23 protein-coding genes are annotated in these 25,803 nt (G+C 59.3%); 14 read left to right on the top strand and 9 right to left on the bottom strand.

Translation table 11 applies throughout. The features are described 5' to 3' along the window. Nucleotides 1-388 precede the first annotated feature (388 nt). From FHX16_RS10085 to FHX16_RS10065, 5 genes are all read left to right on the top strand, one after another. Nucleotides 389-2,638 carry a DUF3141 domain-containing protein gene (locus FHX16_RS10085; RefSeq protein ID WP_183861837.1) on the top strand — a complete coding sequence of 750 codons (2,250 nt, stop codon included), beginning with the start codon at nucleotides 389-391 and terminating at the stop codon, nucleotides 2,636-2,638. A gap of 56 nt (nucleotides 2,639-2,694) precedes the next feature. After that, nucleotides 2,695-3,663 (top strand): phosphate acetyltransferase, encoded by a 969-nt coding sequence (locus FHX16_RS10080; protein WP_183755433.1) that lies wholly within the window; start codon nucleotides 2,695-2,697, stop codon nucleotides 3,661-3,663. Nucleotides 3,664-3,667: 4 nt separating this feature from the next. Next, nucleotides 3,668-4,840, top strand: coding sequence for an acetate/propionate family kinase (locus FHX16_RS10075; RefSeq protein ID WP_183861833.1), 1,173 nt, complete (start codon nucleotides 3,668-3,670; stop codon nucleotides 4,838-4,840). Nucleotides 4,841-4,873: 33 nt separating this feature from the next. Further along, on the top strand, nucleotides 4,874-5,656 hold the full coding sequence (gene fabI / locus FHX16_RS10070; RefSeq protein WP_183861831.1) for an enoyl-ACP reductase FabI: 783 nt from the start codon (nucleotides 4,874-4,876) through the stop codon (nucleotides 5,654-5,656). 188 nt (nucleotides 5,657-5,844) lie between these two features. Next, the gene (locus FHX16_RS10065) at nucleotides 5,845-6,777 is read left to right on the top strand and encodes a hypothetical protein (protein WP_183861829.1); all 933 of its coding nucleotides are present in this window, start codon (nucleotides 5,845-5,847) and stop codon (nucleotides 6,775-6,777) included. A gap of 55 nt (nucleotides 6,778-6,832) precedes the next feature. Here the strand turns inward: FHX16_RS10065 and FHX16_RS10060 are convergent, their stop codons facing one another. The 6 genes from FHX16_RS10060 to FHX16_RS10035 all read right to left on the bottom strand — a co-directional run bounded on the left by FHX16_RS10060 (nucleotide 6,833) and on the right by FHX16_RS10035 (nucleotide 14,155). Beyond that, nucleotides 6,833-8,611: a hypothetical protein gene (locus FHX16_RS10060; RefSeq protein ID WP_259127478.1), complete on the bottom strand. Its 1,779-nt coding sequence runs from the start codon at nucleotides 8,609-8,611 to the stop codon at nucleotides 6,833-6,835. 210 nt (nucleotides 8,612-8,821) lie between these two features. Then, entirely contained in the window at nucleotides 8,822-9,961 is a 1,140-nt protein-coding gene (locus tag FHX16_RS10055) for an AI-2E family transporter (RefSeq protein ID WP_183755438.1), read from the bottom strand. A gap of 53 nt (nucleotides 9,962-10,014) precedes the next feature. Next, complete coding sequence (gene ppk2, locus FHX16_RS10050; protein WP_183861825.1) at nucleotides 10,015-10,851, bottom strand: polyphosphate kinase 2; 837 nt, start codon at nucleotides 10,849-10,851, stop codon at nucleotides 10,015-10,017. A 34-nt stretch (nucleotides 10,852-10,885) separates the two neighbouring features. Further along, nucleotides 10,886-12,556 carry a SulP family inorganic anion transporter gene (locus FHX16_RS10045; protein ID WP_210296665.1) on the bottom strand — a complete coding sequence of 557 codons (1,671 nt, stop codon included), beginning with the start codon at nucleotides 12,554-12,556 and terminating at the stop codon, nucleotides 10,886-10,888. A 100-nt stretch (nucleotides 12,557-12,656) separates the two neighbouring features. Next, nucleotides 12,657-13,814, bottom strand: coding sequence for an HlyD family secretion protein (locus FHX16_RS10040; protein WP_183755441.1), 1,158 nt, complete (start codon nucleotides 13,812-13,814; stop codon nucleotides 12,657-12,659). Beyond that, the gene (locus tag FHX16_RS10035; RefSeq protein WP_183861821.1) at nucleotides 13,814-14,155 is read right to left on the bottom strand and encodes a DUF3302 domain-containing protein; all 342 of its coding nucleotides are present in this window, start codon (nucleotides 14,153-14,155) and stop codon (nucleotides 13,814-13,816) included. Before FHX16_RS10035 ends, FHX16_RS10040 begins: the two co-directional genes overlap by 1 nt. A gap of 293 nt (nucleotides 14,156-14,448) precedes the next feature. Between FHX16_RS10035 and FHX16_RS10030 the strand changes: the two genes are divergently transcribed. The 3 genes from FHX16_RS10030 to FHX16_RS10020 are packed head-to-tail and all read left to right on the top strand — an operon-like array spanning nucleotide 14,449 to nucleotide 17,246. Continuing rightward, complete coding sequence (locus FHX16_RS10030) at nucleotides 14,449-14,763, top strand: hypothetical protein (RefSeq protein ID WP_183861819.1); 315 nt, start codon at nucleotides 14,449-14,451, stop codon at nucleotides 14,761-14,763. A gap of 46 nt (nucleotides 14,764-14,809) precedes the next feature. Continuing rightward, nucleotides 14,810-16,276: a DUF3300 domain-containing protein gene (locus FHX16_RS10025; RefSeq protein WP_183862021.1), complete on the top strand. Its 1,467-nt coding sequence runs from the start codon at nucleotides 14,810-14,812 to the stop codon at nucleotides 16,274-16,276. A 34-nt stretch (nucleotides 16,277-16,310) separates the two neighbouring features. Beyond that, a complete protein-coding gene (locus FHX16_RS10020; protein WP_183861817.1) occupies nucleotides 16,311-17,246 on the top strand; it encodes a DUF2950 domain-containing protein in 936 nt (311 codons plus the stop codon). 92 nt (nucleotides 17,247-17,338) lie between these two features. Here the strand turns inward: FHX16_RS10020 and FHX16_RS10015 are convergent, their stop codons facing one another. Then, nucleotides 17,339-17,791: a tetratricopeptide repeat protein gene (locus FHX16_RS10015; protein WP_183861815.1), complete on the bottom strand. Its 453-nt coding sequence runs from the start codon at nucleotides 17,789-17,791 to the stop codon at nucleotides 17,339-17,341. A gap of 19 nt (nucleotides 17,792-17,810) precedes the next feature. Beyond that, entirely contained in the window at nucleotides 17,811-18,785 is a 975-nt protein-coding gene (locus FHX16_RS10010) for an MBL fold metallo-hydrolase (RefSeq protein ID WP_183861813.1), read from the bottom strand. Between the two features lie 301 nt (nucleotides 18,786-19,086). Here FHX16_RS10010 and FHX16_RS10005 point away from each other — a divergent pair, with 301 nt between their 5' ends. The 6 genes from FHX16_RS10005 (at nucleotide 19,087) to FHX16_RS09980 (ending at nucleotide 24,904) form a co-directional block, all read left to right on the top strand. Then, nucleotides 19,087-19,836, top strand: a complete 750-nt coding sequence (locus FHX16_RS10005) for a sigma-70 family RNA polymerase sigma factor (protein ID WP_405049270.1) — start codon at nucleotides 19,087-19,089, stop codon at nucleotides 19,834-19,836. Further along, a complete protein-coding gene (locus tag FHX16_RS10000) occupies nucleotides 19,833-20,636 on the top strand; it encodes an anti-sigma factor (RefSeq protein ID WP_246712590.1) in 804 nt (267 codons plus the stop codon). The genes FHX16_RS10005 and FHX16_RS10000 overlap by 4 nt, the downstream gene beginning before the upstream one ends. A 63-nt stretch (nucleotides 20,637-20,699) precedes the next feature. Then, complete coding sequence (locus FHX16_RS09995; RefSeq protein ID WP_183861811.1) at nucleotides 20,700-21,179, top strand: BON domain-containing protein; 480 nt, start codon at nucleotides 20,700-20,702, stop codon at nucleotides 21,177-21,179. Between the two features lie 200 nt (nucleotides 21,180-21,379). Beyond that, nucleotides 21,380-22,822: an amidohydrolase family protein gene (locus FHX16_RS09990; protein WP_259127422.1), complete on the top strand. Its 1,443-nt coding sequence runs from the start codon at nucleotides 21,380-21,382 to the stop codon at nucleotides 22,820-22,822. Nucleotides 22,823-22,836: 14 nt separating this feature from the next. Beyond that, on the top strand, nucleotides 22,837-23,883 hold the full coding sequence (locus FHX16_RS09985) for an AI-2E family transporter (RefSeq protein WP_183755448.1): 1,047 nt from the start codon (nucleotides 22,837-22,839) through the stop codon (nucleotides 23,881-23,883). A gap of 136 nt (nucleotides 23,884-24,019) precedes the next feature. After that, entirely contained in the window at nucleotides 24,020-24,904 is an 885-nt protein-coding gene (locus FHX16_RS09980; protein ID WP_183861809.1) for a DUF2971 domain-containing protein, read from the top strand. Nucleotides 24,905-24,977: 73 nt separating this feature from the next. Here the strand turns inward: FHX16_RS09980 and FHX16_RS09975 are convergent, their stop codons facing one another. Next, complete coding sequence (locus FHX16_RS09975) at nucleotides 24,978-25,694, bottom strand: GntR family transcriptional regulator (RefSeq protein ID WP_183755450.1); 717 nt, start codon at nucleotides 25,692-25,694, stop codon at nucleotides 24,978-24,980. Nucleotides 25,695-25,803: the final 109 nt, after the last annotated feature.

Here is a 25,803-nt window from a genome sequence, read left to right as displayed (position 1 = left end):
ACTCTCCTGACATGGAAGTAAGTTACGCCGCAAGGAAGAGTAGAATCCTGTAATCTACGCACACTTCACCCCTTTTTCATAAGCCCATTATGAATGGGTGCGAGAAGCAGGATTGACGTGTCACGAACGTGCGTCCGACAGCGCTGGCGGCCGATCGACACTTCGTTCCGGATGAAGGCGCCCGCCGCTCCGGTGATATCTGCTCACCAACAGCGTATACTACCGTAAGATACGTAGGTGCAGCCGTCGGGCGCTGTTATGCTGCAACTGCTAACAAACAGGTGGCTGGCCGCCGGGCAGTTCCTTCACAGAGCGGACGCAGATCGAGAATATCATTCAAGCATAGATCTTTGGTCTCTCGCTGAGAGCGTGAATGAGGAGATTTGGCATGCGGTATCCTTCCTATCTTCCGAAAGCCGATTTCGCCGCTCAATTCGGTCCTGCCGGCTTCTTCTTCGATTACGCCTTGGATGCTGCCCAGCGTAGCGTGCTGTTCTGGGATGTGATGCGAAAGCGCGGCAATCAGTATCGGACCCATGCCGAAGCGACGGCTCCGCACGTACTGAGCTTCACGCCCGAGATTGTCCTCGATGGGCGCTCCCTCGAGAAACCCGTCAACTACGCACTGGTTCGGATCATCTCGCCCAGCGGGATCGAGGTCGACGAGAAGCGCCGGCCGTTCGTGGTCGTGGATCCGAGGGCCGGACACGGGCCGGGCATTGGCGGGTTCAAGGCGGACAGCGAAATCGGTGTCGCGCTGCGAGCCGGGCATCCCTGCTATTTCATCGGCTTCCTTCCGGAGCCTGTCACGGGGCAGACGATAGAAGACATTGCGCTTGCCGAAGCCGTGTTTCTGGAGAAAGTCATCTCTTTGCATCCGCAGGCCGACGCCAAACCCTGTGTGATCGGAAATTGTCAGGCAGGGTGGGCGGTCATGATGCTGGCCGCCATGCGGCCTGAGTTGTTCGGCTCGATCATCATTGCCGGGGCGCCGCTGTCTTATTGGGCGGGTGAGCGCGGCAAATACCCGATGCGCTACACCGGCGGGCTGTTGGGTGGTACCTGGCTCACCGCGCTCACGAGCGACCTCGGCCACGGAACCTTTGACGGCGCCTGGCTGGTACAGAATTTCGAAAACCAGAACCCGGCCAACACGCTCTGGACCAAGCAATATAACCTCTACTCGAAAATCGACACCGAGGCGCCGCGCTATCTCGGCTTCGAGGAGTGGTGGGGCGGACATGTTAGCCTGAACGCGGAGGAGATCCAGTTCATCGTCGACGAACTCTTCGTCGGCAACAATCTCGCCGCCGGTCGCATCGAGACATCGAAGGGGGAGGCCCTAGATCTTCGCAACATTCGCGCCCCGATCGTCGTCTTCTGCTCGAAGGGGGACAACATCACGCCGCCCGCACAAGCGCTGGGCTGGATCTTGGACCTTTATGACGATGTGAACGAGATCCGGGCGCACGGGCAGACGATCGTTTACACCGTCCATGAAACAGTCGGCCATCTTGGCATCTTCGTGTCGGCGAGCGTCGCACGCAAGGAACACGGGGAGTTCTCCAGCAATATCGACCTGATCGATGCGCTGCCGCCCGGTCTTTATCAGGCGATCTTCGAGCCAAGGACCGATGAGACCATCGGCGGGGATCTCGTTGAAGGCGATTGGATCATGCGCTGCGAGACAAGAACGCTCGACGACATCCGTGCGCTTGGTTGCAATGACGCCGAGGACGATCGCCGTTTCGCGACTGTTGCAAAGGTGTCGGATATCAACCTCTCGCTCTATCGTACTTTCCTCCAGCCTGTGGTCCGCGCGATGGTGACCGAATGGACGGCGAACCAATTGCGCGGCGCGCACCCGCTCCGGCTGCAATACGAACTGTTTTCTGACGTCAATCCATTGATGGCGCCGATTGCGGACCTTGCCGTCGACGTAGAGGACGAACGGCGTCCGGTTGCCGCGGGGAATCCCTTCCTGGCGTTGGAGCAGGCATTCTCCCAGCAGATTGTTGCGGGGCTGGAGGCATGGCGTGAAGGAATGGAGGCGCTAAGCGAAGCGACGTTCCTCTCCGTCTATGGCTCTCCGCTTTTGCAGGCAGCCGTCGGGATCGATCCGTCCGACACAAAGCCGCATCGACGTGCGAGCAAGACCGGCTTTCATCGTCAGGTCCTCCAGACAAGAGTCGACGAACTCAAAGCGCAGATCGGCAATGGTGGCCTTCGCGAAGGCCTGGCGCGCAGTCTGCTCTACGTCGCCATGGCAAGCGGCGCAGCCGACGAGCGTGGGTTTGCTGCGATCCGTCGGATGCGCAACGCCGAGGACGGAATGCCGGCAATGACGCTGGCCGAGTTCAAGGCGTTGATCCGCGATCAATTCCTCATGCTGGTGATCGATGAGGAAGCTGCCGTTAGTGCGATACCTTGCCTGCTTCCTGCAGAGGAAGACATTCGCCGCGAAGCCTTGTCGTCTCTGCAGCGGGTCTTGAACGCGCGTGGGCCTCTTTCGGAAGAAGCCGAGCGGCGCTGGCAGAGAGTTATCGGGCTCTTCGACCTCTCCGGCGAGCCGCTTGCCGGACCCGCATCGGAGCCGCGGAAGCCGACGCCCCTCAAGGCAGTGAGGCGCGCGAACTGAACGAGAGCCAACTACCGTCGAGCTTGTACTCGTCCTTCAACATGGAGCATGTGCAGATGTCGGATCTGGACAACATCGGGGAAGAAGCCGGGCGTCACGAGAAATATGAACGGCTGGTCGCAAAGGCAAAGCAGGTGCCGCAGATGCAGACGGTTGTCGCCCATCCTTGCGACGAGACATCGCTGCGTGGAGCGGTCGAGGCGGCCGAGGTCGGGTTGATGCGCCCGATCCTTGTCGGGCCAGCAGAGAAGGTGCAAGCGGTCGCCCAGTCACACAACCTCGATATCTCGCCATTCGAACTGGTCGACACACCGCATAGCGACGCAGCGGCGGCGAAGTCGGTGGAGATTATCCGGGAAGGTGGCGCCGACCTCCTGATGAAGGGAAGCCTGCACACGGATGAGCTCATGCGGGCGGTGGCCTCATCCACCACCGGGCTACGGACGGCACGCCGGATCAGCCACGTCTTTGTCATGGATGTTCCGCACTACTCGGAGACCTTGTTCATTACCGACGCGGCAATCAATATCGCGCCGGATCTCGATGCCAAGCGGGACATCATTCAGAACGCGATCGATCTCTTCACTCAGATCGGCCTCGGAGTGCCGCGAGTGGCAATCCTTTCGGCTGTCGAAACAGTGACGTCGAAAATCCCTTCGACCATCGACGCGGCCGCTCTTTGCAAGATGGCCGAGCGCGGGCAAATCACCGATGGCATTCTCGACGGACCGCTTGCTTTCGACAACGCGATAGACCCGGAGGCGGCGAGGATAAAGGGCATCCAGTCGCCGGTCGCCGGCCGCGCGCAGATCCTGGTCGTGCCCAATCTCGAGGCAGGCAATATGCTGGCGAAGAACTTGACCTTCCTCGCAAGGGCGGACGCTGCGGGCATTGTTCTCGGCGCCCGTGTGCCGATCATCCTGACATCCCGCGCGGATTCCGTCAGGGCGCGTCTTGCCTCCTGTGCCGTCGCAGTCCTGCTTGCCGATGCACGTCGCCGCACGGCACCGATACAGGGTAGTTGATGCCATGGATACCATCCTCGTCGTGAATGCCGGTTCGTCGAGCCTGAAATTCGAAGTGTTTTCGGTTGCGAGTTCGCTGGTGCGGCTGATCAAGGGTCAGATGGAAGGGATCGGAAGCGCACCTCACCTGACCATCAAGAGCGCCGGCGGCGAGCGGTTGGCGAACGAAAACTATCCGCGCGAGGATGTTCCCGATCTGCCGGCGGCGATGCGTCTGGTAGGGGAATGGCTACGGCAGCGGCAGGAGGGGCGACTGATCGCCGTCGGCCACCGCGTTGTGCATGGCGGTCCGAACCATTCAGGCCCTGTGCGCATCGACGCGACGTTGCTTCGCGAACTGGAGCAGTATGCGCCGCTGGCACCGTTGCATCAGCCCAACAACCTCGCGCCTATCCGCGTGCTTTTGGAACGGCAACCCGAGCTTCGGCAGGTCGCTTGCTTCGACACGGCCTTTCATCGAGGCCACGACCCGATGACGGATCACTATGCTATTCCGGCGCATTATTTCGAGGAGGGTGTTCGGCGCTACGGTTTTCACGGGCTGTCGTATGAATATGTCGCCGGAAAGCTGGCGGAAATTGCACCCTCCATCGGCAAGCGACGCGTTATCGTTGCGCATCTAGGATCCGGCGCATCGATGTGCGCCTTGCATCAAGGCGTGAGCGTCGAAAGCACGCTTGGATTTACCGCGCTCGATGGCCTGCCGATGGGCACGCGATGCGGACAGATCGATCCTGGTGTGTTGCTTTACCTCCTCCAGCAGCATGGCATGACGGCGCGGCAACTGCAGGACCTTCTCTACAAGGAGTCAGGCCTCAAGGGACTTTCCGGTGTCAGCAATGACGTGCGTGACCTGCTTGCCAGCGACGAGGCGGGCGCAAAGCTCGCGCTTGACCATTTCGTCCACCGCATCGGCCTCAATGCCGGCGCGCTGGCTGCCGCACTCGGGGGCGTGGACGCCTTTGTGTTCACGGCGGGCGTCGGTGAAAATTCGCCGATGATGCGCGCAAGGATTGCTACGAAACTCGGTTGGCTTGGCGCTTTGCTCGACCCGGTGCGGAATGAGGCCGGCGAGCTGCTTGTCTCGCGCGACGACAGCAAGGTCGCCATCTATGTCGTGCCAACGGACGAGGAACTGATGATCGCGCGGCACACGCTTGCGCTGATCGCGGCGTAGGCGGCGCACACGTTTAGAAAGAGAGGGGTTGATATGATTCCAGAGGTAAAGGCCAAGCTTCTCGAAGGAAAACGCGGGTTGGTGGTCGGTATCGCCAACGATCAGTCGATCGCCTGGGGCTGCGCCCGAGCATTTCGCGCCCTGGGTGCGGAACTGGCGGTAACCTATCTGAACGACAAGGCCAAGCCTCATGTCGTGCCGCTGGCCGAGGCACTGGACGCGCCCATCGTCATGCCGCTGGATGTTGGTGTGCCGGGACAGCTCGAGGCCGTCTTCGACCGTATCTCGGAGCAATGGGGTGAACTCGATTTCGTCGTGCATTCGATTGCATTCTCGCCGAAGGATACGCTGCAGGGACGCGTCGTTGATGTGCCGCAGGATGGCTTCTTGAAGACGATGGATATCTCCTGCTGGTCGTTCATCCGCATGGCTCATCTTGCCGAGCCATTGATGAAACGCGGCGGCACGCTGTTCACCATGACCTACTACGGCAGCCAGATGGTGGTGAAGAACTACAACGTCATGGGTGTCGCCAAGGCGGCGCTGGAAAGCGCCGTGCGCTACGTCGCCGCCGAACTTGGACCGAAGGGCATTCGTGTTCATGCCATCTCGCCAGGTCCCTTGGCGACGAGGGCAGCCTCCGGTATCCCGGAATTTGACGAGCTGTTGAACAAGGCCCAGGAAACGGCCCCAACGCGCAGCCTCGTCTCGATCGACGATGTCGGCATGGCAACGGCCTTCCTGGCCCATGACGCCGCGCGCCTGATCACTGGCGATACCATCTACATCGACGGCGGCTACCACATTATCGATTGACCGGCCGAGGTGAATCTCAGGAATTGTACTGGGAGTTGCTGCTTGGTCCTTGCGGGCCTCCCGTGAATCGACTTCAACTATGCGGAGCTACTGAGTGGACGTTGCCAGATTGTTGCCGCTTGCTCGGATACCATGCGTTCCAAACTGGTTAGATGCAGCGTACTTGCAGTTGCTTGCGGGAGGAGGCAATGAGTTCGCCGGGTGGACAAAATCTCTCACCCGAACCCGCAAGGGTCCGGGATCAACTCGACCGCATCTTGTCGAGCGCAGAGTTCCAGGTTCCGGATCGCAGCCGAAGGTTTCTAGCGTACATCGTCGACGAAGCCTTGGCGGGGCGGCTGGAGAATCTGAGAGCCTATGCCATTGCCCAGGCTGTCTTCGGCCGTGATGCCTCCTTTGATGCGCAAAACGACCCGGTGGTTCGTATCGAGACCGGGCGTATTCGCCGCGCGCTGGAGCGTTACTATCTGGTGGCCGGGCAAAGTGATCCCATCCAGATTACCATTCCCAAGGGCGGATACGTACCGAGTTTCATTTCGGGCCAGCTGGACGTCGGACCGGAAACCCGTTCGATGCGAGCCGATGATGAGCCCTCGGCGGCGCAAGAGAAACGCCGCCTTGCGTATCGCGAACTGGTGCTGCCGATTGGGTTGCTGGTTGTCGTTTTTGCAGTAGGCGTCTTCGCGCTGATCCGTCCAATCGAAGGATTGTTCGCTTCGCTTCGCCCCATATTCGTCGCGACTTCGCCTGATCGAGATGTATTGCGACCGCAGATCGTCGTCGAGCCTTTGGTCGGCATAGGTCGGGGCGATGGCGACGCGGATATTGCCAAGGGGTTGACCGACGGAATTATCGTGCAGCTGACCAAGGTCAACTCAATCGCGGTTAAGGCGTTAGGGACAGAAGCCTCTCTCGCTGCAGATCAAGGGCAACTCTTTTTGCAAGGTAGCCTAGAGACAGAGAATGGCCGGCTGCACGTCCAAATTCGGTTGGTTGATCGAGCCGACGGGGCCGTGGTCTGGACAGGCGCTTATGACAACACTCTTCGCGAAGGCGGCATCCTCGACATCCAGGATGAGATCGCACGGAAGGTTGCCGATGCGATATCCATGCGGCAGTAATCAGAAGGCGGGGACGGCAGGCCCCTGCCGGAGGGCGTCCAAAACGTGTCCGCCGTCAACCTTGCCCCGCAGGTTCAACTGCGATACCCACGGCTCGTAGGCCCCTGAAAAATCTCTCCTGATCCTCCGGCCGTTGCAGGCGCAAGGAGACCTCCCGGCGAATGTCCTTCATCAATCCTGGTGCGTGGGCACTCAGCCAATTCTCTTCCTGCTTGGCGTCGGCTGTTTTCCCGGCTGCGCCGAGGATCGAAAGCAGCACGAGATGATGCATGGGATTGTATTCCAGGTCGGACATGCGAGACCAAAGTTCTGCCGCCTGGATGTCGTTTCTCATGAGGGCGCACAATGCCATGCCGATTTCATAGTATCCCTTCGGTCCCACACCCCGGTTGACAACGTTCGAAATCAGCTCGCAGCCCGATGCCCATTTCCCGGACATCGCCAGTCGCAGACCGTATTCGCCCGCGACTTCCGTGTCGTTGGGGTTCACGGCGTAGGCGGCTGCGCCCGCCTGCAGCGCCTTGTCGATGTCGTTTCTGAAGAAACTTACCAGCATGAGAGCCTGAAGGACGCGCGCGTCGTTGGGGGCGAGCGATGCTGCTGTCTCCGCGGCGGCAGTGGCGAGTTCCAATGTTTGGGGTGTGGGCGACGTGCCGAGCTTGTAGCGAAACCGCATTTCATCCAGATAGGTCAGAGACAGCAGTGCCCAGGAAGCGGCACTCTTTGGAAACATTTCCGTCGCTCGCTGGAGGCAATCGCGCGCCGCTTGGTGACTCTGAGCATCCATCGACCGACGATAGCTGTAGTAGGCTAGTCTGCAGGCATAGGCATCAGCACTTCCAGCCTGGGGTTGCTGAACGATTGTGTCGGTGTCGGCCCTAAAGACCGCACCGTACGGCTCAGCGACGGCGCTGGCGATCTGTTCGGCAGCGTAAGCCTGAATCTCGAGTTTGCCCTGCACGCGAACATCCGCATCGTAGTTGTTGGCCCAGATTACAACCCCGTCTGACTGACGTACCAGCCGAGCGGCGAGCCGCAGCCTGTCCCCGTCGAGCTGGACATTGCCCTCTAAGCCATAAGCGGTCTGGCTTCGCTCTTCGGTCTTTGACGAATCCGCAATCACGACGATGTCATCGAACTTCGCGAGCTTGCCGATGATTTCGTCTCGCAGGCCATGCGCGAGATTGGCGGCGGTGCTTGAAAGGCCGCCGCCGTCGAACGTCTCGACAATGATTCGCGGTTCGGATGGTATTATTGGCGATGTTCCAGACGGATCATTGCCGAACAGCGAAAATGTCGGCGTGAGGAAGACATGAAGCGAGGTGGCTCCGACCAGCAAAGCAGCGCCCAGCGTCAGGCCCATCAATTGTTGACGGATGGGGCGTCCGACCCGGGGAAGCGACCGCTCAGTCTCGTCCTGTTCCGTAGATGGCGCCGAACCTACAGGCGCCGTCGGCAACGTCGGGCTTGGCGGGCAATCAGCATACTCGAAATACGGCCTGTATCCGCCCTTCGGTATGGTGATCGTTACGCTGTCCATCTGTCCGGCGACGAGGTAGTAGCGTTCGAGGGCGCGTCGAACGCGACCAGCTTCGATCCTGACAACGGGATCGTTTTGGGCGTCGAAGTTGACTTGGCGCCCGAAAACCTCGTTGGCAATCGTGAAGGCCTTCAGGAACTCCGATCGTCCCTCCAAGGTCTCGTTTATGATGAATTCCAGAAACCTCCGACCTCGCTCCGGCGAGTGGAACTCTTCGCTCGAGAGTATTCGTTCAAGTTGCTGGTAGACTTCCTCGGCCGTCGGCCTCATTGGCTTGATTATTGCGCTGCTCATGATGACGCCCTAACGAGATCACGCAAATATTTAGCTACATCTGATACTAGCGCATAACTACCGAAGGCTGCAACCGCTGCGTCAGACCCATCCTGAAATGGTTGCCTGCCGATAGCACGGGATACAACAAGCCGACACGTAGCGCTGCAGGCTTCTCGGCGTTTTGCAGAGAATGGTGCACCGAGCCGCGCGGCGCTGTGCTGGCAGGTGTCAATCTACCTTCGCGCGCTCCGGGACTGTTGGAGAACTCATCGCTGCATCTGGCGCCTCCGAAGGCCAAGCCCAGGCACGCAGCAACTCATAGAAGACGCTGAGGACGATCGGTCCTAAGAACAGGCCGAGCAGGCCATGGGAAAGGGTTCCGCCGATGACACCGATGAGGATTACCGGCATTGGGGTCGATAGTCCCCGAGACATCAGGATCGGCTTCAAGACGTTGTCGACCACCGTGATCGGGATCGCCACGACGGTAAAGGCAAACGCGATCGACGTCGGCCAGGAGAACCATGCCCAGACGATGGCCGGGATAAGGACAAGACCCGGGCCAAGTTGCATCAGGCAAAGCATGAACACGAGAAAGGTCAGGGCTCCGCGTGCCGGGATATCGAAAAACGCGAAACACAGGCCGCAGAGGAGTGTCTGAAGCAGTGCAACACCGATGACTCCGCGCGAGACGTTGCGAACGGTTGATCCCGCCAGCCGCGCGAAGCCCACACCCCTCTCACCGCCAATGCGGCCGGCTAGTACCTGAATGGTTGAGGCGAGGCGGGGAGACATGGTGAGGAAGATGCCGGAGAGAATGATGGAAGCAACGAAACTCAACACTCCACCGCCGATCGACGCAAGCTTGGCGAGGATAACACCCATCACTTCGCGAAGAGGCGCCTGGAACTTCATGATCGCCTCAGCGAGATTGCCTGCCACCTGGTTCCAGCCGGCATAAAGGCGCTCGCCGACCACAGGCCAACCGCGTATTGCTTCCGGCGCTGCGGGTAGCGTGAAATTGTCGGACTTCAATTGAGCCACGAGGTCCTGCGTCGCGTCAGCGAAATTGACGGCGACCAGCGCCAGCGGTGCGATGATCAGCACAAGGCAAGCGATAACGATAACCGTGGCCGAAAGCACGGGCCGATCCCCGAGCAGCTTGGACAGGCCGTTGAACAAGGGAAAGAGCGCCACCGCAAGGATCGCCGACCAGATGACGATCAGCGCGAATGGCGCAATCAGTTGCAGGCTCCAATAGGCGAAGAGCCCAATGATGCCGATCCGAACCAGGTCGCTGACCCGGGCTTCCACTGAAATCTGCGCGGGACTGGCTCCAATCGCGGTCCCGCTCGTCTGTTGCTCCATCGTGTGTGCCTATCCCAAGAGTTTCGACAGGACGTGGCTGAATGGATCAGGCGTCATCGCGTCGTCTCCGGTACGATGTTTCTAAGACTCTGATCCTCCATGTAATTCGACGGCCGCTTCTGCCGTTTGCCGAGATCCGGTGCTTGGAACTTTACCCGCTCGTAAGGGATCGACTGCAGGATGTGCGAGATGCAGTTGATCCGGGCGCGCTCCTTGTCGTCGGAAGGCACGATCCACCATGGCGCGTGGTTGCTGTCCGTCATCCGCAGCATCTCGTCGTACGCCCGCGTATAGTCCCACCAACGCTGGTAGGACTCCACGTCCATTGGGCTGAGCTTCCACTGTCTGACCGGATCATCGATGCGACGCTTGAAGCGGCGTTCCTGTTCTTCCTCGCTGACGGTCAAGAAGTACTTCAGCAGAATGACGCCGCTTTCGACAATGGCCGCCTCGAAACGGGGCGCCAGTTCGAGGAAGCGCTGCGCTTTCTTCTCGCTGGCGAAGCCCATCACGCGATCAACACCGGCTCGGTTGTACCAGCTGCGGTCGAAGATCACGATCTCGCCGGCTGCCGGCAGGTGCGCAATATAACGCTGCATGTAGATCTGGGATTTCTCGCGATCGGTGGGTGCGGGCAAGGCGACGACGCGGAATACGCGTGGACTGACCTTCTCGGTGATCCTCTTGATCATGCCACCCTTGCCGGCGGCGTCACGGCCCTCGAAGATAATGACGATGCGGGCGCCCGACTTCTTTACCCACGCCTGCAGATGCGACAGTTCAATCTGCAGCCGCTTGATCTCCTTGTCGTAGTCCCAGGACTTGGCCTTCTTGTGTTTGCCTTTGCGTTCCGTTGAAGCCTCTTGTTTCACATCGTATGCTTCGTCCATCGTTCCCTCCATTGTTCTATGTCGCTGTGCACTTTCACTGTTCTGCAGAATTGCCTATCAGCGCGCGCAACGCCTCTTCCCGACCATTGAAAAGATTGTGGGTGCCGATCTTCTTGATGACTCCGGCACGCTCAAGGACGCCGCGGCTTTCCTGGCTGAGATCGGCGATGGCAAAGACGATGTTCCGTTCCGCCAAGGCATCCGCCACGGCATCGAGTGCGACGGCGCCGGTGCTATCCACGTGCGTGATGGCACTGGCGTCGAGAACGAAGCACTTGGTTCCGGCGGCGAGCTCCTTGGCAACCGTCGTCAAGCGCGTACGTACGTAGTCGGCGTTATAGAACAGGATGTTGCCTTGGATCGCGAAGACGGCAGCGCCTTCGACAGGGCGAGCATCCGGGAAGCGAGTGAGGTCAAAAAAACCGTGTCGACCTTCAATGTGGCCAAGGAGGCCGTCGCGCGGGAACATCGTCTTGCGCAGGAGGTAGACGAAGGTAGCGGCCACGGCGACGACCACGCCGTTGAGGACGCCGAAGCTGATCGCGCCCCACATGGCGATCAGCGCAAAGACGAACTCCATGCGACTGATGTGCCAGATCTTCTTGAGTTCCTGAACGTCGATCAGGCTGATGGCTGCGGTTGCAAGGATGGCAGCGAGTGCGGGGATCGGCAGGATCCGCAGGGCGCTGTGGAGGAATACAAGAGCCGCAACCAGAGTGGCGGCGGAGACCAGTCCCGCCAGTTGGGAAACGCCGCCGGTCGACAGATTTATGGCGGTTCTCGAGTCCGACATGCTGATGGGAAATGAACCGAACAGACCGGGTGCAATGTTGGCTGCGCCGAGGCCTATCAGTTCCTGGTTCGCATCGACTTCTTCGCCGGTGCGCGATCCGAAGCTTCGCGCGGTTACGATGCCTGCACCGAAGCTCACGAGAAAGATCACAGCCGAACCAAGAACGAGCTGACTAAGCGGCATCTGATGGACTGCCGGCAGGGAGAAGCTCGGGAAGCCACTTGGAATATCGCCGACGACGGCCATGCCGTGTCCGCGGAAGTCGAAGAGCGCGGAGAGCAAGACGGAAATAACAACCACGAGAACAGGACCCGGGATCTTGAGGTCCAAAGCCTTCACGATCCAGAGCAGCGCGAACATAGCGAGTCCGAATAGAAGTGACGGCCAGTGGACCAAGGCGGCCTTGCTGAGAATCTCGACGATCGGTGCAAGGAGACCGTCGGATTCGATCTTTACTCCGGTGAAGCGGCTGATTTGTCCGACAAGGATAGACAGCGACACCCCTGCAAAGAAGCCGACCAAGATTGGACGCGACAGGAAACTCGCGAGGACGCCGAGCCGCAGCAGCTTTGCCAAGATGCAGAACACGCCGACGCCAAGGGCGAGGGCCGAGGCGATAGCGACGCGGTCGACGCTGGCGGCCGCAGGCTCGGCTGCGATGATCGCTGCCATCGCCGCGGCAAGCACCGTCATCGTGGCGGCATCAGGGCCAACGATCAGAAGCTTTGAGGGACCGAAGATTGCATAGGCGATCGGAGCAACGATGCTGGCATAGATGCCTGTCTCCGGCGGCAGGCCGGCAATCGCGGGATAGGCGATGGCGCTCGGCAAGCCCACGGCAGCGATCGACAGCCCAGCTGGGATATCGCTACGAAGCCAGTCCTTGTTGAAGCCGGCTAAGCCGCGCAACATTGGTAGGCTGCCTATCACCTCGGGCTCCTTTGTTTTTTGTAGTCTCCGAGAGTCTGGCCGGCCGCCACACTCGAGCGGCGACCGGAAAAGTTGATGCGTATTAGTGCTCGAGGAAGACGTAGTTCATCCAGCTGCTCATGCGCAGCAGGACCTTGCGCAAGACGGCAACGTGGTGCCAGTAATGTGTGTAGACGGCAACTTCGGCGACGACGCCTCCGGGCAGTTGGTACCCGTCGGTGCTTTCCAGGAGTTCGATGCGCGCCAGCGTTTGTCCCGGTGAAACTCGTTCGGGTGATTGCGGATCGATCAAGGCGCCGCTCGGCTGCAACTGGCCCTGCGCCATAACGTCGATGACCTCCTGGACGCGCGCCTTGAAGATCTTGCCGGGTACCGCTTTGAAGGCCACCTCGGCATCGTCGCCGACGCGTACGCGCTGGAGCGAGTTCTGGATGAAGGCGGCTGCCAGCATTCGATCCTCGCTGTTGATGAAGACCATCACCGGCCGCAAGGGCAGGGGATTTGCCATCATGCCGGGCCGGAGAAAGACCTGCGTCACATAACCGTCGCTTGGTGCCCGGACGGTGGTCTGGTCGAGGTCGTATTCGGCGTTGAGCAACTCGGCCTGCAGTCGCGCCACAGTGGGGTTTGTGCCGTTGATCTCCGATTCATAAGCAAGTTGGGCTTGTGCCGCCTGTGCGCGCGCCGTATCGACGGCGGCCTCGGCCGTCAGGTAGATGCCGCGCCGGTTCTCGACTTCCAGTTCAGAGTACACGGCGCCCCTACCGCTCGACTTCGCGTTTTCGTTCGAGGCCTGGAATTTCTCAAACGCCTGCAACGACCTGTCTCTTGATGCTTCCGCACCAGTTACGGCCGAGTTGGCGGCGTCGAGAGCCGCCTTCAGTTGCAGGACAGTTTGCTTGGCTTCAGCAAGCGACGCCTTTTTCTGATCGACGGTATATTGGTAGGGGCGAGGATCGATCCTGAAGAGGACGTCGCCCTTCTTCAGCGGAGCGTTTGGCGTGACGGGTACTTCCACGACCTGACCGCCGACCGTCGGAATGACCGGAGCGGAGGTAAAATAGATACGCCCATCGCTGGAATAGGGGTGGTTGTAGCTCATGAGCAGCAACAGGGTGGAAATCAGGAAGATTCCGCCGAGAACTGCCGTTGCAAGCGTCCACTGGTTCACGGGAATGCGGAAGACCTTGAAGATCACCCAACAGATTGCGGCATAAGTGAGTATGAGGAGCAGATCCATCAGGCGTTCTCCTTCTCCGGCGACTGCGCCTCGAGTTCCGCGATCCGTGCATGAAGGCGGGCAATTTCGGCATTGGCTTCGGCCTCAGGGGACAACTTGCCATCCGTCCGGATCCCCCAGCCGCGATCTTCGCGGTAGAGCGTGGCCCAGATGAACAGGAAGGGCCAGATTGCGTGCAACGTGAACAGGCTCACCCAACCGGCAACATGGATGGCGTCCTGGTGCGGATGGTTTCTGGCCTTGGCGATTAGATGCGGAATGTCGTGGATGGCAATCACCGCATAGAAGAGGGTGACCACCATGAAGACCAACACTCCCAGTGCAAAGTAGTCGAGAAACACGGTCCCTCCTTTTCGGCTGTTTGCAGCGCCCATCCGGTCACAGCCGAGGACGGAATACTAGACGTACTTTGGGGTAAAGGCCCGTAGCATCGCGTAACCTCTATCGAATCCGTAGGTTCACCGCTGCTGAAGACGGTTCTCGGGCGGCTGTCATGCTTGGCTGCGGGGCAGAAAATGTCCCTCCAGGTCGAAGGCCATCACGCCGTAGGATCGCGTAAGTTACGCTTACGCTCCCGGCAATCGTTATATGATGCCGCCATCTGCTTGACGCGACTATGACAGCGGGGGGCGGCATGACGTCGGGAGAAAGCAATTCGGCAGAACTGTCCGCGCTCGCGATCGCCGAGGCGCATTTTTCAGGGCAGGTCGAGCGGGTGCGGCAGTTGTTTCGCGCAAGCGAAACCTTTCGCAGCATGTGTGAAGACCTGGCCGCCGCTGCCGAGACATTGGCGAATGTGGACGGTCTTCCGGATGACGTGAGGGAAGCTCGGCGCCAGGAATATGCGAGCCTTGTCGAGGCGCTTGTCGCCGAGATCGGCGAGGCGCTGTCCCAATCGAAAATCGTGACGCTCAGTCGATGGGGCCTGGCAAGGCCCAAGCTGCGATAGGTCTGAACATTCAATCGAAGGTTTCATGCAAGGAGGTCAATGCGTGATGAAAGCAAGATCCTTCAAGCTGCTTGCGGGGCTTTCTGCCCTGGCGATCATCTCGATGCAGGCGGTGCCGCCGGTCTATTCACAGACTGCGACGCCCACGCCGAAGCCTGCGGCGGCAGAGACGACCGCGCCCGCGCAGCCTCAGCCGGAGCCGGAGACGGATCTCCTCTCCGAGGACGAAATGGAAGTGCTTGTGGCTCGCATCGCGCTTTATCCGGATGAGCTGGTAGCCGCGATCTCGGCTGCCTCGCTGTTTCCGCTGGAGATTATCGAGGCGCAGCGTTTCCTCGAGGCGAAGAAGAAGGACACCAACCTCAAGCCGAAGGACGACTGGGACGGAAGCGTCATATCGCTTCTGAACTACCCTGATATCGTCAAGATGATGAGCGAAGACCTCGATTGGACGCAATCGCTGGGGGATGCGATCACCAACCAGCAGAAGGATGTGCTGATCGCCATCCAGCAGCTTCGTGACGAAGCGGTGGCGAAAAATGTCATCAAATCGGACGACAAGATCACGGTGGTGACAGAGAACGAGAACGTCGTCATTCGGCCGACCAATCCGGAGAAAATCTATATTCCGCAATATCCGCCAGAAATGCTCTACGAGCCGGGCTATGCGGTCGAGCCGATCTCCTATTATCCGAACTCGTATGACAACTATTACTATCCAGGCGCAGCGTTCTTCGCTGCAGCCGTTACGGGCATTGCGTGGGGGGCCATCGTCAACTGGGATGATTGGGGAGTATGGGGCGGCAATTGGGGCGGCGACCTCGATATCGACTGCAACAATTGCTTCAACGACCGGAATTTTAGCGGCAAGGTCAACTGGAACGACGTCGACTGGACCAAGGTCGATCGCAGCAAGCTGAACATCGATAGAAATCAACTTGCGAATATCGACCGCTCGGCGATCAAATCCAGCCTGCAGTCCGATAACCGCAACCAGCTAAAGAACAAGGTCAGCGACCGGCAGGCAAATCGTGGACAGGGAACCAGAAATGTCAGCGCTCGCGCAGACGACATCCGCAAAAGCACGGCGGAGGGCCTGAAGCAGCGACCCGGTGCGGGAGATCGTGCCGCCAACCGGCCAGGCGCGGCGCGTCCCGATGCTCGCCCCGGCAACGTGGCCAATCGTGTGGATGCACGTCCGGGGAATGCGGCCAATCGGCCGGGTAACGCTGCCAACCGTCCGTCAAGGCCGGCAGCCAAGAACAGGTCAAGTGCGCCGAAGATGGCGGCGCGGCCCGACAACCGTTCGCGCCAATCGAGCGCCCTCGGCAATGTCCAATCCGGCCGGCGTGAGGCGGTGGCTTCCAAGCGAGGCGGACAGAGCATGGGCGGCGGGCAGCGCGGTGGTCCACGTCCCTCTGCCCAACGCTCGCGCCCGATTCCCCATGGCGGCGGCGGCCGTGGTGGTGGTGGTCGTGGGGGCGGCGGTCGCGGCGGCGGCGGTCGGCGATAGGGTGTCTAGCTATTCAGATTTCCGGAGATAAACCATGAGACTACAGTTGAAATTGATCCCGCTGTTGCTCGGAACGGCTCTCTCCCTGGCCTGGGCGGCCCCATCGATGTCCCAGGGTCAGACGAATCTTCAGGAATTCGAGGCCGGCACGCCGCCGGCTTTCGATGACCCAGCAGCGGCGCTCGAACAGCTCAAGACCGTGTTGGGCGCCAATAACGTTGATGGCTTGGCTAAACTTCTCGGGCTGGATGCGGCCAAGTTGCAGGCCAGCAACGAGGCGATGATAAGCTACGCAACGATCCGCGAGGGTGCTGCACGACAACTGAAATTGCAGGACCTCGGCGATCGAAAAGTTGTTCTGATTGGTGACATCCTGTGGCCGCTGCCATTTCCTCTGTCGAAGAACAAGGACGGCAAATGGGCATTCGATACGGAAGTCGGCCTGCAGGAGATCGTCAATCGGCGCGTCGGCCAGAATGAACTCTCGACGATCCAGACCATGCATGACTATGTGAATGCCCAGTACGCCTACGCGCAGATCGACGAGGACGAGGACGGTCTCTTCGAATTCGCACAGAAGCTGATCAGCACTCCGGGACAACGTGACGGCCTCTACTGGGAGCCCGGTGCCTTTGACGAAGAAAGCCCGGCCGGGCCGCTGATAGAAACCGCCGCCTTCAGCAAGGCGAAGCGTGGCGAAGGCTATTACGGCTACCGCTATCGCATCCTGACCGCCCAGGGCCCCAACGTGATCGGCGGAAAGCAGAGCTACATCGTCAACGGCAACATGACGGGCGGCTTTGCGTTGATTGCCTGGCCAGTCACGTATCGTGTGACCGGGGTTCAGACCTTCATCGTCAACGGTGCCAACATCGTCTACCAGCGCGATCTCGGACCGGAGACCGAGCAGCGCGCCGCGGCGATCAAGGAGTTCAACCCCGACGATAACTGGACGGTCGTGCGGGACTGAAACGCGCAGAACTACGGAGCACGCGCCCGTCCCCCCCTCGCAATCCTGAAAGCAGGCGGCTTGTCCGCCCGCTCTCATGCTCGTTTGATAGGTCAGTTAGCGTTCTTCATACTGATCGCCTTTTGTAGGTCTTCGAGCTCCTCGCAACCGCCAGGGCAGAGTTGTTTCAACAATGCCACCTGCTCCTCGGCTTTGGGTAGGTCGCCTGTTTCGACATAGAGCTCGCCGAGATATTCGCGTGCCGCCTTGTGGTCGGGCTGCAGCTCCAGTGCCTTCGTATAGTAGGTCAGCGATGTCCTGTAGTCGCCAGTCTTGCGAAGCGTGAATCCCATCAGATTGTAAACATCGGCCTGCTGGTTGTTGTCGGCGAGGTCGCGAAGCTCGGCGAGGGCGCCAGCATAGTTCCTGGCTTCAATCTTGGCACGTACCGAGGTCAGGTCAGGAGCCGTCGTGGATTCGATGTTGTCGACAGCAAAGGCCGGGAATGTCGTAAGGTAGACGGCTGCAGCGCAGAAGTGGGCGAAGCCTGAGAGCATGCGTTTCATGTTAGTCTCCTTTGAGCCTTTAGGCATGGATTGTCGGAGTAAAGCCGTAGGCGCTTCCGTCCTTGACGAAGGTGCCTGAGCCAGGGAAGGGGAAGTGCGATCCGCAAATGGCGATGTCGTCGGCGATGATGCGGTCGATGAGGCGACGGCGCGTATCGATTGCCATCGGCCCGTCCTGATCGTAGCTGCCCTGCCATTCGGGATGGGGAGCGAGCAGCGCCGGCACGTACATTATGTCGGCGGAAACGAGCAGTTGCTTGTCGCCGGAGGCAACAAGGTAAGTGGAATGGCCTGGCGTGTGACCCGGCGCCGCGAGAAGCCGGACGCCGGGCGCAACCTCCGCTCCGTCGTCAACGAGTTTCCAATTTTTCCATTTGGGAAAGACATCGGCGATACGCTTGCCTGCCGGCTTGCGGCCTTCGGCGAGTTTTTCGACCCGACCAGGCTCTGTCCACCAGTTGTATTCCACAGCATTGACCACGATCTCGGCGTTCGGGAAGACTGGCGAATTGGTTTCCTTTTCCATCAGGCCCCAGACGTGATCGGGGTGGAAATGTGAGAGCATGATCGTATCGATCTTCTTGTAATCGATGCCGGCGGCAGCCATGTTTGCCGGCAGGTGCGTGGCGTTGCTTTGCCATTGGCCGACGCCGGAGCCGGCATCCATCATGACCAGATGATTACCGAGCTTCAGGACGACGACGGTCAACGGAATCGGCATGAATTCGGTGGTAAGCCCCGCGTTTGAGAGCGCCTGTTTGGTATCGTCGATCGAGGCATTCTTGATGAACTTCGGATCGTGCGGTTTTTTCCAGATACCGTCATAGATCGCCGTGACCTCAACATCGCCGACCTTGTATTTGTAAAAGCCGACTGTTGGCTCCAGCGGCGTTGCGGCGAGTGCCGGCAGTACGAATTCGAGCTTCGACGAGAGGCCGAAGGCCGCAGCGGCGGCTGCCGATCCCAGGACAGCGCGACGTGACATGGTGAGCATGAGCATGCCTCCTCTTGTTGATGGCATTTCGGGTAGCGAAGGCCGCAGGCAAAGTGCTGCCCATCGCTAACGAACTAGATCGGCTCTCCTCGGTGCTTATTCCCGGTACTGGACTGTGGTTTCTCAAGTGTCTGGAAATGTTGAGAAGTTTCTGCCGCCCGCGGCTGATGTCCTTCCACGGGCAAATAAAATCGGTGCAGCGGTGGAATAAACGCGTGCGGCGGAAGGTCTTGATGGCAGATGGCCGCATTGCGTGGATGTGGGTGTCGCGCTTAGAATCCCTTGCTGCTGAGGCTGGAAAATGATGACCGACGCCCAGACCGCCTATTCATCGGAATCAGACGACGTGTTGGGATGGTTGGCCCTTCGGCGGTCTCAGACGCGATTGTCACCATTTGCGGTGCTTCATAAAGCTGCAATGCAGCTCTTTCACCTGATGGCTCCGGCAAGGGTGGGTGCAGAGCAGGACGCATCCAACGCCGAAGCGAGTGCGCAGCACGAACTCATGCAGCGCTTCCAGCAGACGATCCTTCCCCATCTTGACGCGGCCTACAATTTCGCTCGCTTTCTAAGCCGCGACGCGGATGCAGCACAGGATATCGTTCAGGAGGCGTTCCTGCGCGCTTACCGCAGCTTCGGCGGATATCGCGGCGGCGACCCGCGTTCCTGGCTCTTTGCCATCGTCAGGAACTGCTGTCACGCTTGGCGCCAGCAGGATCGGCGCAAAGCGCGGTTCGAGCGGCAGCTAAGCGATGGCGGCGGCGCGGACGCCGACGACATCGGAGAGAACGAGATCGCCTCGGAGGAGGACACGCCGGAAACGGCGACGATCCGTCGTAGCGAGCAGCAGCGCGTGCGTGATGTCATCAACGGCCTCCCTGAGGCAATGCGGGAAGTCCTTGTTCTGCGCGAACTGGAAGATCTGTCCTACCGGCAGATCGCCGACGTTATCGATGCGCCCGTTGGGACCGTCATGTCTCGGATTGCTAGAGCGCGGCGCGAATTTGGCGAGGCATGGGACGAATGCAATAAAGCCGGGGTAGTCAGATGAGCGACGAAGCCGATCAGAAGGACTGCGAATGGCGCACCATGCTGCACGGCTTTGCCGATGGCGAGCTTGATTCCGATCGTGCGGCGCGGTTCGAGGAACATCTGGCCACCTGCTCGGATTGCAAAGCGGAGATTGAAAGGGTCCGGGCTGTGAGACAGATCATCGATCAGGACGGCGTCAAATGGCGACCACCGGAGGGATTGCACTCGCAGGTCATGTCGATGCTGTCCTTCGAGCATGGGGCGTTATCCAGTCTGCCGCTAGGACGGCGGTCGGGCTGGCGTCAGGCTCTCGATTTCCTGCGGTTATGGAGTTTGGTCCCATCGCTGGCCGCACTTGCAGCAAGTCTGATAATCTTTGCGAGCGTACCGTCCCCGACCTTGCTCTTGCAGGATCAGATTTTGGCAAGCCATGTTCGCTCGATGATGGCCGATCATCTGACCGACGTGCAGACGTCAGACCAGCACACGGTCAAGCCTTGGTTCAACGGCAAGATCGATTTTTCGCCACCGGTCACCGATCTTTCAAAGGACGGCTTCCCGTTGGTCGGGGGGCGTGTCGACTACATTGGCGGTCGAGCCGTCGCTGCCCTTGTTTTCCGACGTCATGGGCACGTCATCAACCTCTTCATCTGGCCGGCTGTGTCGTCCACGCAGGCCGCGGATGTGCTTGATGGATACAACATGGCTCTGTGGTCGGACGGCGGTCTCGCCTTCTGGGCGATTTCCGACGTCGCGTCCAGCGATCTCGCCGAGTTCGAGAAACTGTTTAGGGCGTCGACGCACGTCGGTACGGAGTGACACCATCCCTGAACCATTTCCAGGCCGATGAGTTTCTCCCAGAAGCAACCGGCGGAGATCATCATGCCTGGGAAGGATAAAGAACTGTCGCGTGAAGAAGATTATCGCGATTTTGAGGAGCGCAATATCGACGACGGCTGGCCTTATGCCGACAAGGGACAGACGGGCGCCGATTCGGAAAACGGTGCCTATGGCGAAGCCTCTAGGCGAGAACCCAGCAGCGGCTTCCGGGTGGATGGCGTCGATGAGGATGGCAACGAGAATCCTTTCAGGGACTCGCTACGCCCCGGGCTCATCGACCGCGACGACAGCGATGAGCTGGAAGCGAAAGTGGCGGAAAACCTAGAGAACATCCCCGACGTTGATGTCGGCGGCATTGAGGTTCATGCAGATGGCCATGTCGTAACCCTCGAAGGAGAGGTCGAAACAATCGGAATGGCCCGGAAAGTCGAGCTCGCAGCGCTTGCGGTCGATGGCGTGCATCATGTCCGTAACAAGATCGAAACAACCGGGGTCGACTCGCATATTCCCACTGACGATTGACACAACGGCAGTTGGGCTTGTGATCGCTTGCCCTTGTCAGTCACTCGAATGGACGCCTTTCACCAGGCGTACATCAGTTGGCTGCAAGATATCGCGGGCATCTTCGAGACCAGACTGCGCCACTCACGTGTAGCGTCCGCTCATATACAATGTTAGGTTCCTAGCCATAGTCGGGGTGCCGCTGGTTAGGAGGAATGCGAATGTTCCGATTGGGCAGAAAGTATCGACACCTTGTTCATGACGCCGGTTGCGGCTGCGCAAATCCGCTTCTGCAGCGACGATCTGGCTATCTCAGCGACTATTCGCGACGAACCTTTCTGGCCGGGATCGGATCGGCCACGGTTGCCGGGATGCTTCCCGGCGTGGGTAGCGCACAGACGCCAGCGCCACTGTCCCGGCTACTTCTTACTCAGGTGCGGCTGTTCGATGGCAAGTCGGATACACTGCAGACGGGCGTTCAGGTGCTGGTCGAAGGCAACAAGATCTCTGCCATCGATAAAACCAACAGTGCACCGCCTTCTGATGTAACGATCATGGAATGCGGTGACCGCGTTCTGATGCCAGGTATGATCGATGCGCACTGGCATACGATATATGCCGCGGTGCCGCTGCAAACATTGATGGTCGGGGATCCAGGCATCATTTTTGCGTCTTCAACAGCCGAAGCAGAGCGCACCTTGATGCGAGGCTTCACGACCGTGCGGGACCTGGGCGGACCCGTCTTTACCTTCAAGCAGGCAATCGATGAAGGCACTATTCCGGGACCTCGAATTTTCCCCTCAGGGGCGATGATTACAACGTCCGGCGGTCACGCCGACCTGCGCAAGCCATTCGAAATACCTGCACGAGATGGTCAACTCAGCCTCAGTGAAATGATGGGTAGCTCGGCTATCGTCGACGATGTAGGCGACCTGAAACGACGCGTGCGTGAACAGCTTCTCCAGGGCGCCTCACAGATCAAGCTCGTCGGAGGGGGAGGCGTTTCGTCGCCCCGCAGTCCGCTAGACATGACCACTTTCAGCGAGGACGAAATTCGGGCGGCAGTCGATGTGGCGCGGGACTGGAATACTTACGTCACCGTTCACGCTTACGCACCGAAGACAGTGCAGCGTGCCCTCGTCGGCGGAGCGGCGTGTGTCGAGCATGCGCATCTGATGGATGAAGACACAGCAAGGATGTTCGTGGATAAGAACGTCTGGCTGAGCACCCAGCCTTTCCTGACCATGGACGATGCGGCCTCACAAACTGGCCCGGGTGCGGAGCGTATCAAGCAGCTATTTGCCGGAACCCCTAAGATCTACGAGTTTGCGAAGAAACATGGCATCAGGACCGCCTGGGGTTCCGATGTGCTCTTTTCTCCGGCACTGACGCCCCGCCAGAATACCATGCTGACCCATCTTGCCAACTGGTATACCAATGCCGAGGCGTTGCGCATGGCGACGTCCGGTAATGCGGACCTTCTGGCGCTTTCAAGTCTGCGGACGCCGTATGGCGGCAAACTCGGCGTTATCGAAGAAGGGGCGTTTGCCGATATCCTGGTTTGGGACGGCAATCCGCTTGATGACCTGCAGATGATCGAAGATCCGCAAAAGAATCTGAGTGTCGTCATCAAGGACGGACGGATATTCAAGAACACACTCTAGGCTACGAGGAAGCGATGCGGGAAAGTGGCGAGAGGGCGGTTTCCGCAACCTGGGTCCTGATTGCGGTACTTCTCGTCCTTGCAATGCTGCCGATGGCAAGGACTGTCCTTGCTCCGCTGACGTTTGCCCTCTTGGTGATTGCTCTTCTCTGGCCTGTACAGCAGAGGATGCAACGGATCGTTCCACGCTACGTTGCGCTCCTTGTGAGCCTGCTTGTTGTCGTATTGGCCTTTGTGGTGTTCGCGTGGATTGTGGCCTGGTCCTTTGGGCAGGCGGGGCGGTGGGTCATTGCCGATGCCTCCCGCTTCCAGCAGCACTATGAAGAAATCCGTGCCTGGCTAGAGGACAAGGGCATAGCCGTTGCGGTGCTCTCGGTCGACAGCTTTTCAACGACCTCCATTCTACGCGCTGTTCAGACCGTGAGCAGCCACGTCAACAGCGCCTTGAGCTTCTGGCTCATCGCGCTGACGTACGTTGTGCTTGGGATGATGGAGGTCGAGGATTTTGCCCGCAGGATTGCCGCGATGCGAAGCCAGTCGGCGAGAGAGCTCCTACTGAACGGGAGCCGGGAAACAGCACAGAAACTTCGCCGCTACATGTCAATCAGGACGGTGATGAGCATCGCAACTGGTCTGCTTGTCTGGATCTTCACACGCGCACTCGGTCTGCCCCTCGCCGAAGAATGGGGTATCATAGCGTTCGCGCTCAACTACATCCCGTTTGTTGGTCCGCTCGTGGCAACGTTGTTTCCCACGATGTTTGCCCTCATCCAATTCGACAGTTGGCAGTCGGTATTGGCGGTCTTCATCGGGCTGAATCTCATACAGTTCGCCGTCGGTAGCTACATCGAGCCACGCGTCTCAGGCAGTGCGCTGTCGCTTTCTCCTGTTATCGTGTTGTTTTCAGTATTCGCCTGGGGCTATCTCTGGGGAGTATTCGGCGCGTTCATTGGCGTGCCGATCTCGATCGCCTTGCTGACGTTTTGTCGTCACCATCCCTCAAGTCGGTGGGTCGTTGAGCTGTTCGGAACGGGCCGCGACGGTAACCCGCGACCGCCGTAGGGCAAGATTTGGCGATCCTGTCTTTAGGTGTCTTGATTGTCTCTGGAAGATCAACCGGTGGGTTCGCTGGTGATAGGCGGATGCCTATCTGTATTGTAGACGAGTAGCGTGGTTATGCCTTAACGGAGCTCGACCTATGCCCAACCTGATCGAAAGTCACCTTGCCCTTTTGCCGGAATCCACCGGGAGGGCCACAGCAACTTTGCAGCCGCGTCTCTTCCACTACACAACGCTTCAGGGCTTTCTCGGTATTGTCGGCTCGAAAATGATGTGGGCGACAAATATTCATTACCTCAATGATTCAGAGGAGTTCGTCTACGGCCTTGGCTACCTGAAAACGGAAGCCGAGACCCGCGCAAAGGACGCGTCCGCTGGACATCAGGCCGTATTGCTTCGGGTCGCCTCTCTCGTTGACTACTTCAAGCAGGGATATGTCTACACGGCATCCTTTGCGGAAGACGACGATCTGCTCAGCCAGTGGAGGGGATATGGTGTTGGAGGAGGCCTATGTCTGGGATTTTTGGTCCGCGACCTGCAAAAGATTGCGGAGCGGTCGGGCTTCCGCCTCATCAAATGCATCTATGAGCAGAGCCAGAAGGCTGCGCTCGCCAAGGAGTTCATAGATCACTCCTTAACGGCGATCGATGCCACCACTGCCTTGGGCAATGAGCGGGTCGAAGAGTTGGCAAACCAGATCGTCACCCGCTACCAACAACTCGCCTGTGCGTTCAAGGATCCTTCGTTTCGCGAGGAGTGTGAATGGCGCATTATTTCCAAGTTTGTGCCGGTTGACCACGAATCCGTGAAAGTCCGCGGGACGGCAACGATGCTGGTGCCGTACTTCGAGGTCGACCTCGATCTGGGGCAAGATGATCGCGGACGAACGAACATCGGAATTGACACCTTGATTGCCGGCCCGAGCCTGCAGAAGGAGCGAATTCTCCAGGCGGCTTCGATCGCCACCAAGCACTTGACCATTGAGGCTTCAAGGCCGTCAGAGATTCCATACCGTTCGCTGTAATCGCACTTTCTTCTGGATATGATCGCGGGCGGTGACGGCTTTTGAACCCTTCCGCACTGGCGCCTTGCCTGCCTTACAATCCCTCTTCCCTCGCATACGCCGCAAGCAAATCGGGGAAATCCTTCTCCGAGTTGCCCTTGAGTAGCGCCCGAGTGGTGATGGCATCGATATGATGCCGCATCAGCGAGCAGGCCTGTTCCCGCTCGCCCTTGTCGAGGGCGGCGATCAGTTCCCGATGTTCAGACACCGCGCAGTCAGGCGAATGCGGGCGTCCGTATAGCGACAGGATCAGCGATGAGCGCGAAACCAGTTCGGTGACGTAGCGCAGGAGCACATCGTTTTCCGTCAGCTTGGCCAGCAGCACGTGAAATTCGCCCGCCAGCTGGATGGACGCCGACGTGTTGTTGGTGCGTGCCGCGTCCTCCGCATCCACATGGGCTTCGAGCTGTCGGATCTGCTGCGGGGTCAACGTCCCGATCAACGTGTCGACAACCAGCGTTTCGAGTGCCTGGCGGACGGCAAAGATATGGCGAGCGTCCTCGAGACTGGGCTGCGCGACGCACGCGCCCTTGTGGGGGCGCAACTCGATCAGGCCTTCGCCGTTCAGCCGGGCGAGCGCTTGCCTGACGATGGTGCGGCTTACACCGAGCCGCTCGCCGATCGAGTCCTCTGGCAGCTTTGTGCCGGCCGCAAGCGCCTGATCGAGGATCGCACGCTTCAAGGTGCGGTACACGGCATCGGACTTGGATACCGCCGATTTCTGATTCTTATCGCGAAGTGTCGAGGCCATGACCGTCCTAATCTAAAATCCAAGCGTGCAATGACGTAAAGTGTGTGCAGACCCAGAGAATGGCGACGCTACCACTGCGTCGTTGAGCACGTAAAGGCGTGGAACGGCA

The sequence above is a fragment of the Rhizobium sp. BK661 genome (assembly GCF_024808825.1).
Lineage (GTDB): Bacteria > Pseudomonadota > Alphaproteobacteria > Rhizobiales > Rhizobiaceae > Rhizobium.
This window is presented reverse-complemented; position numbering and strand designations above follow the sequence as displayed.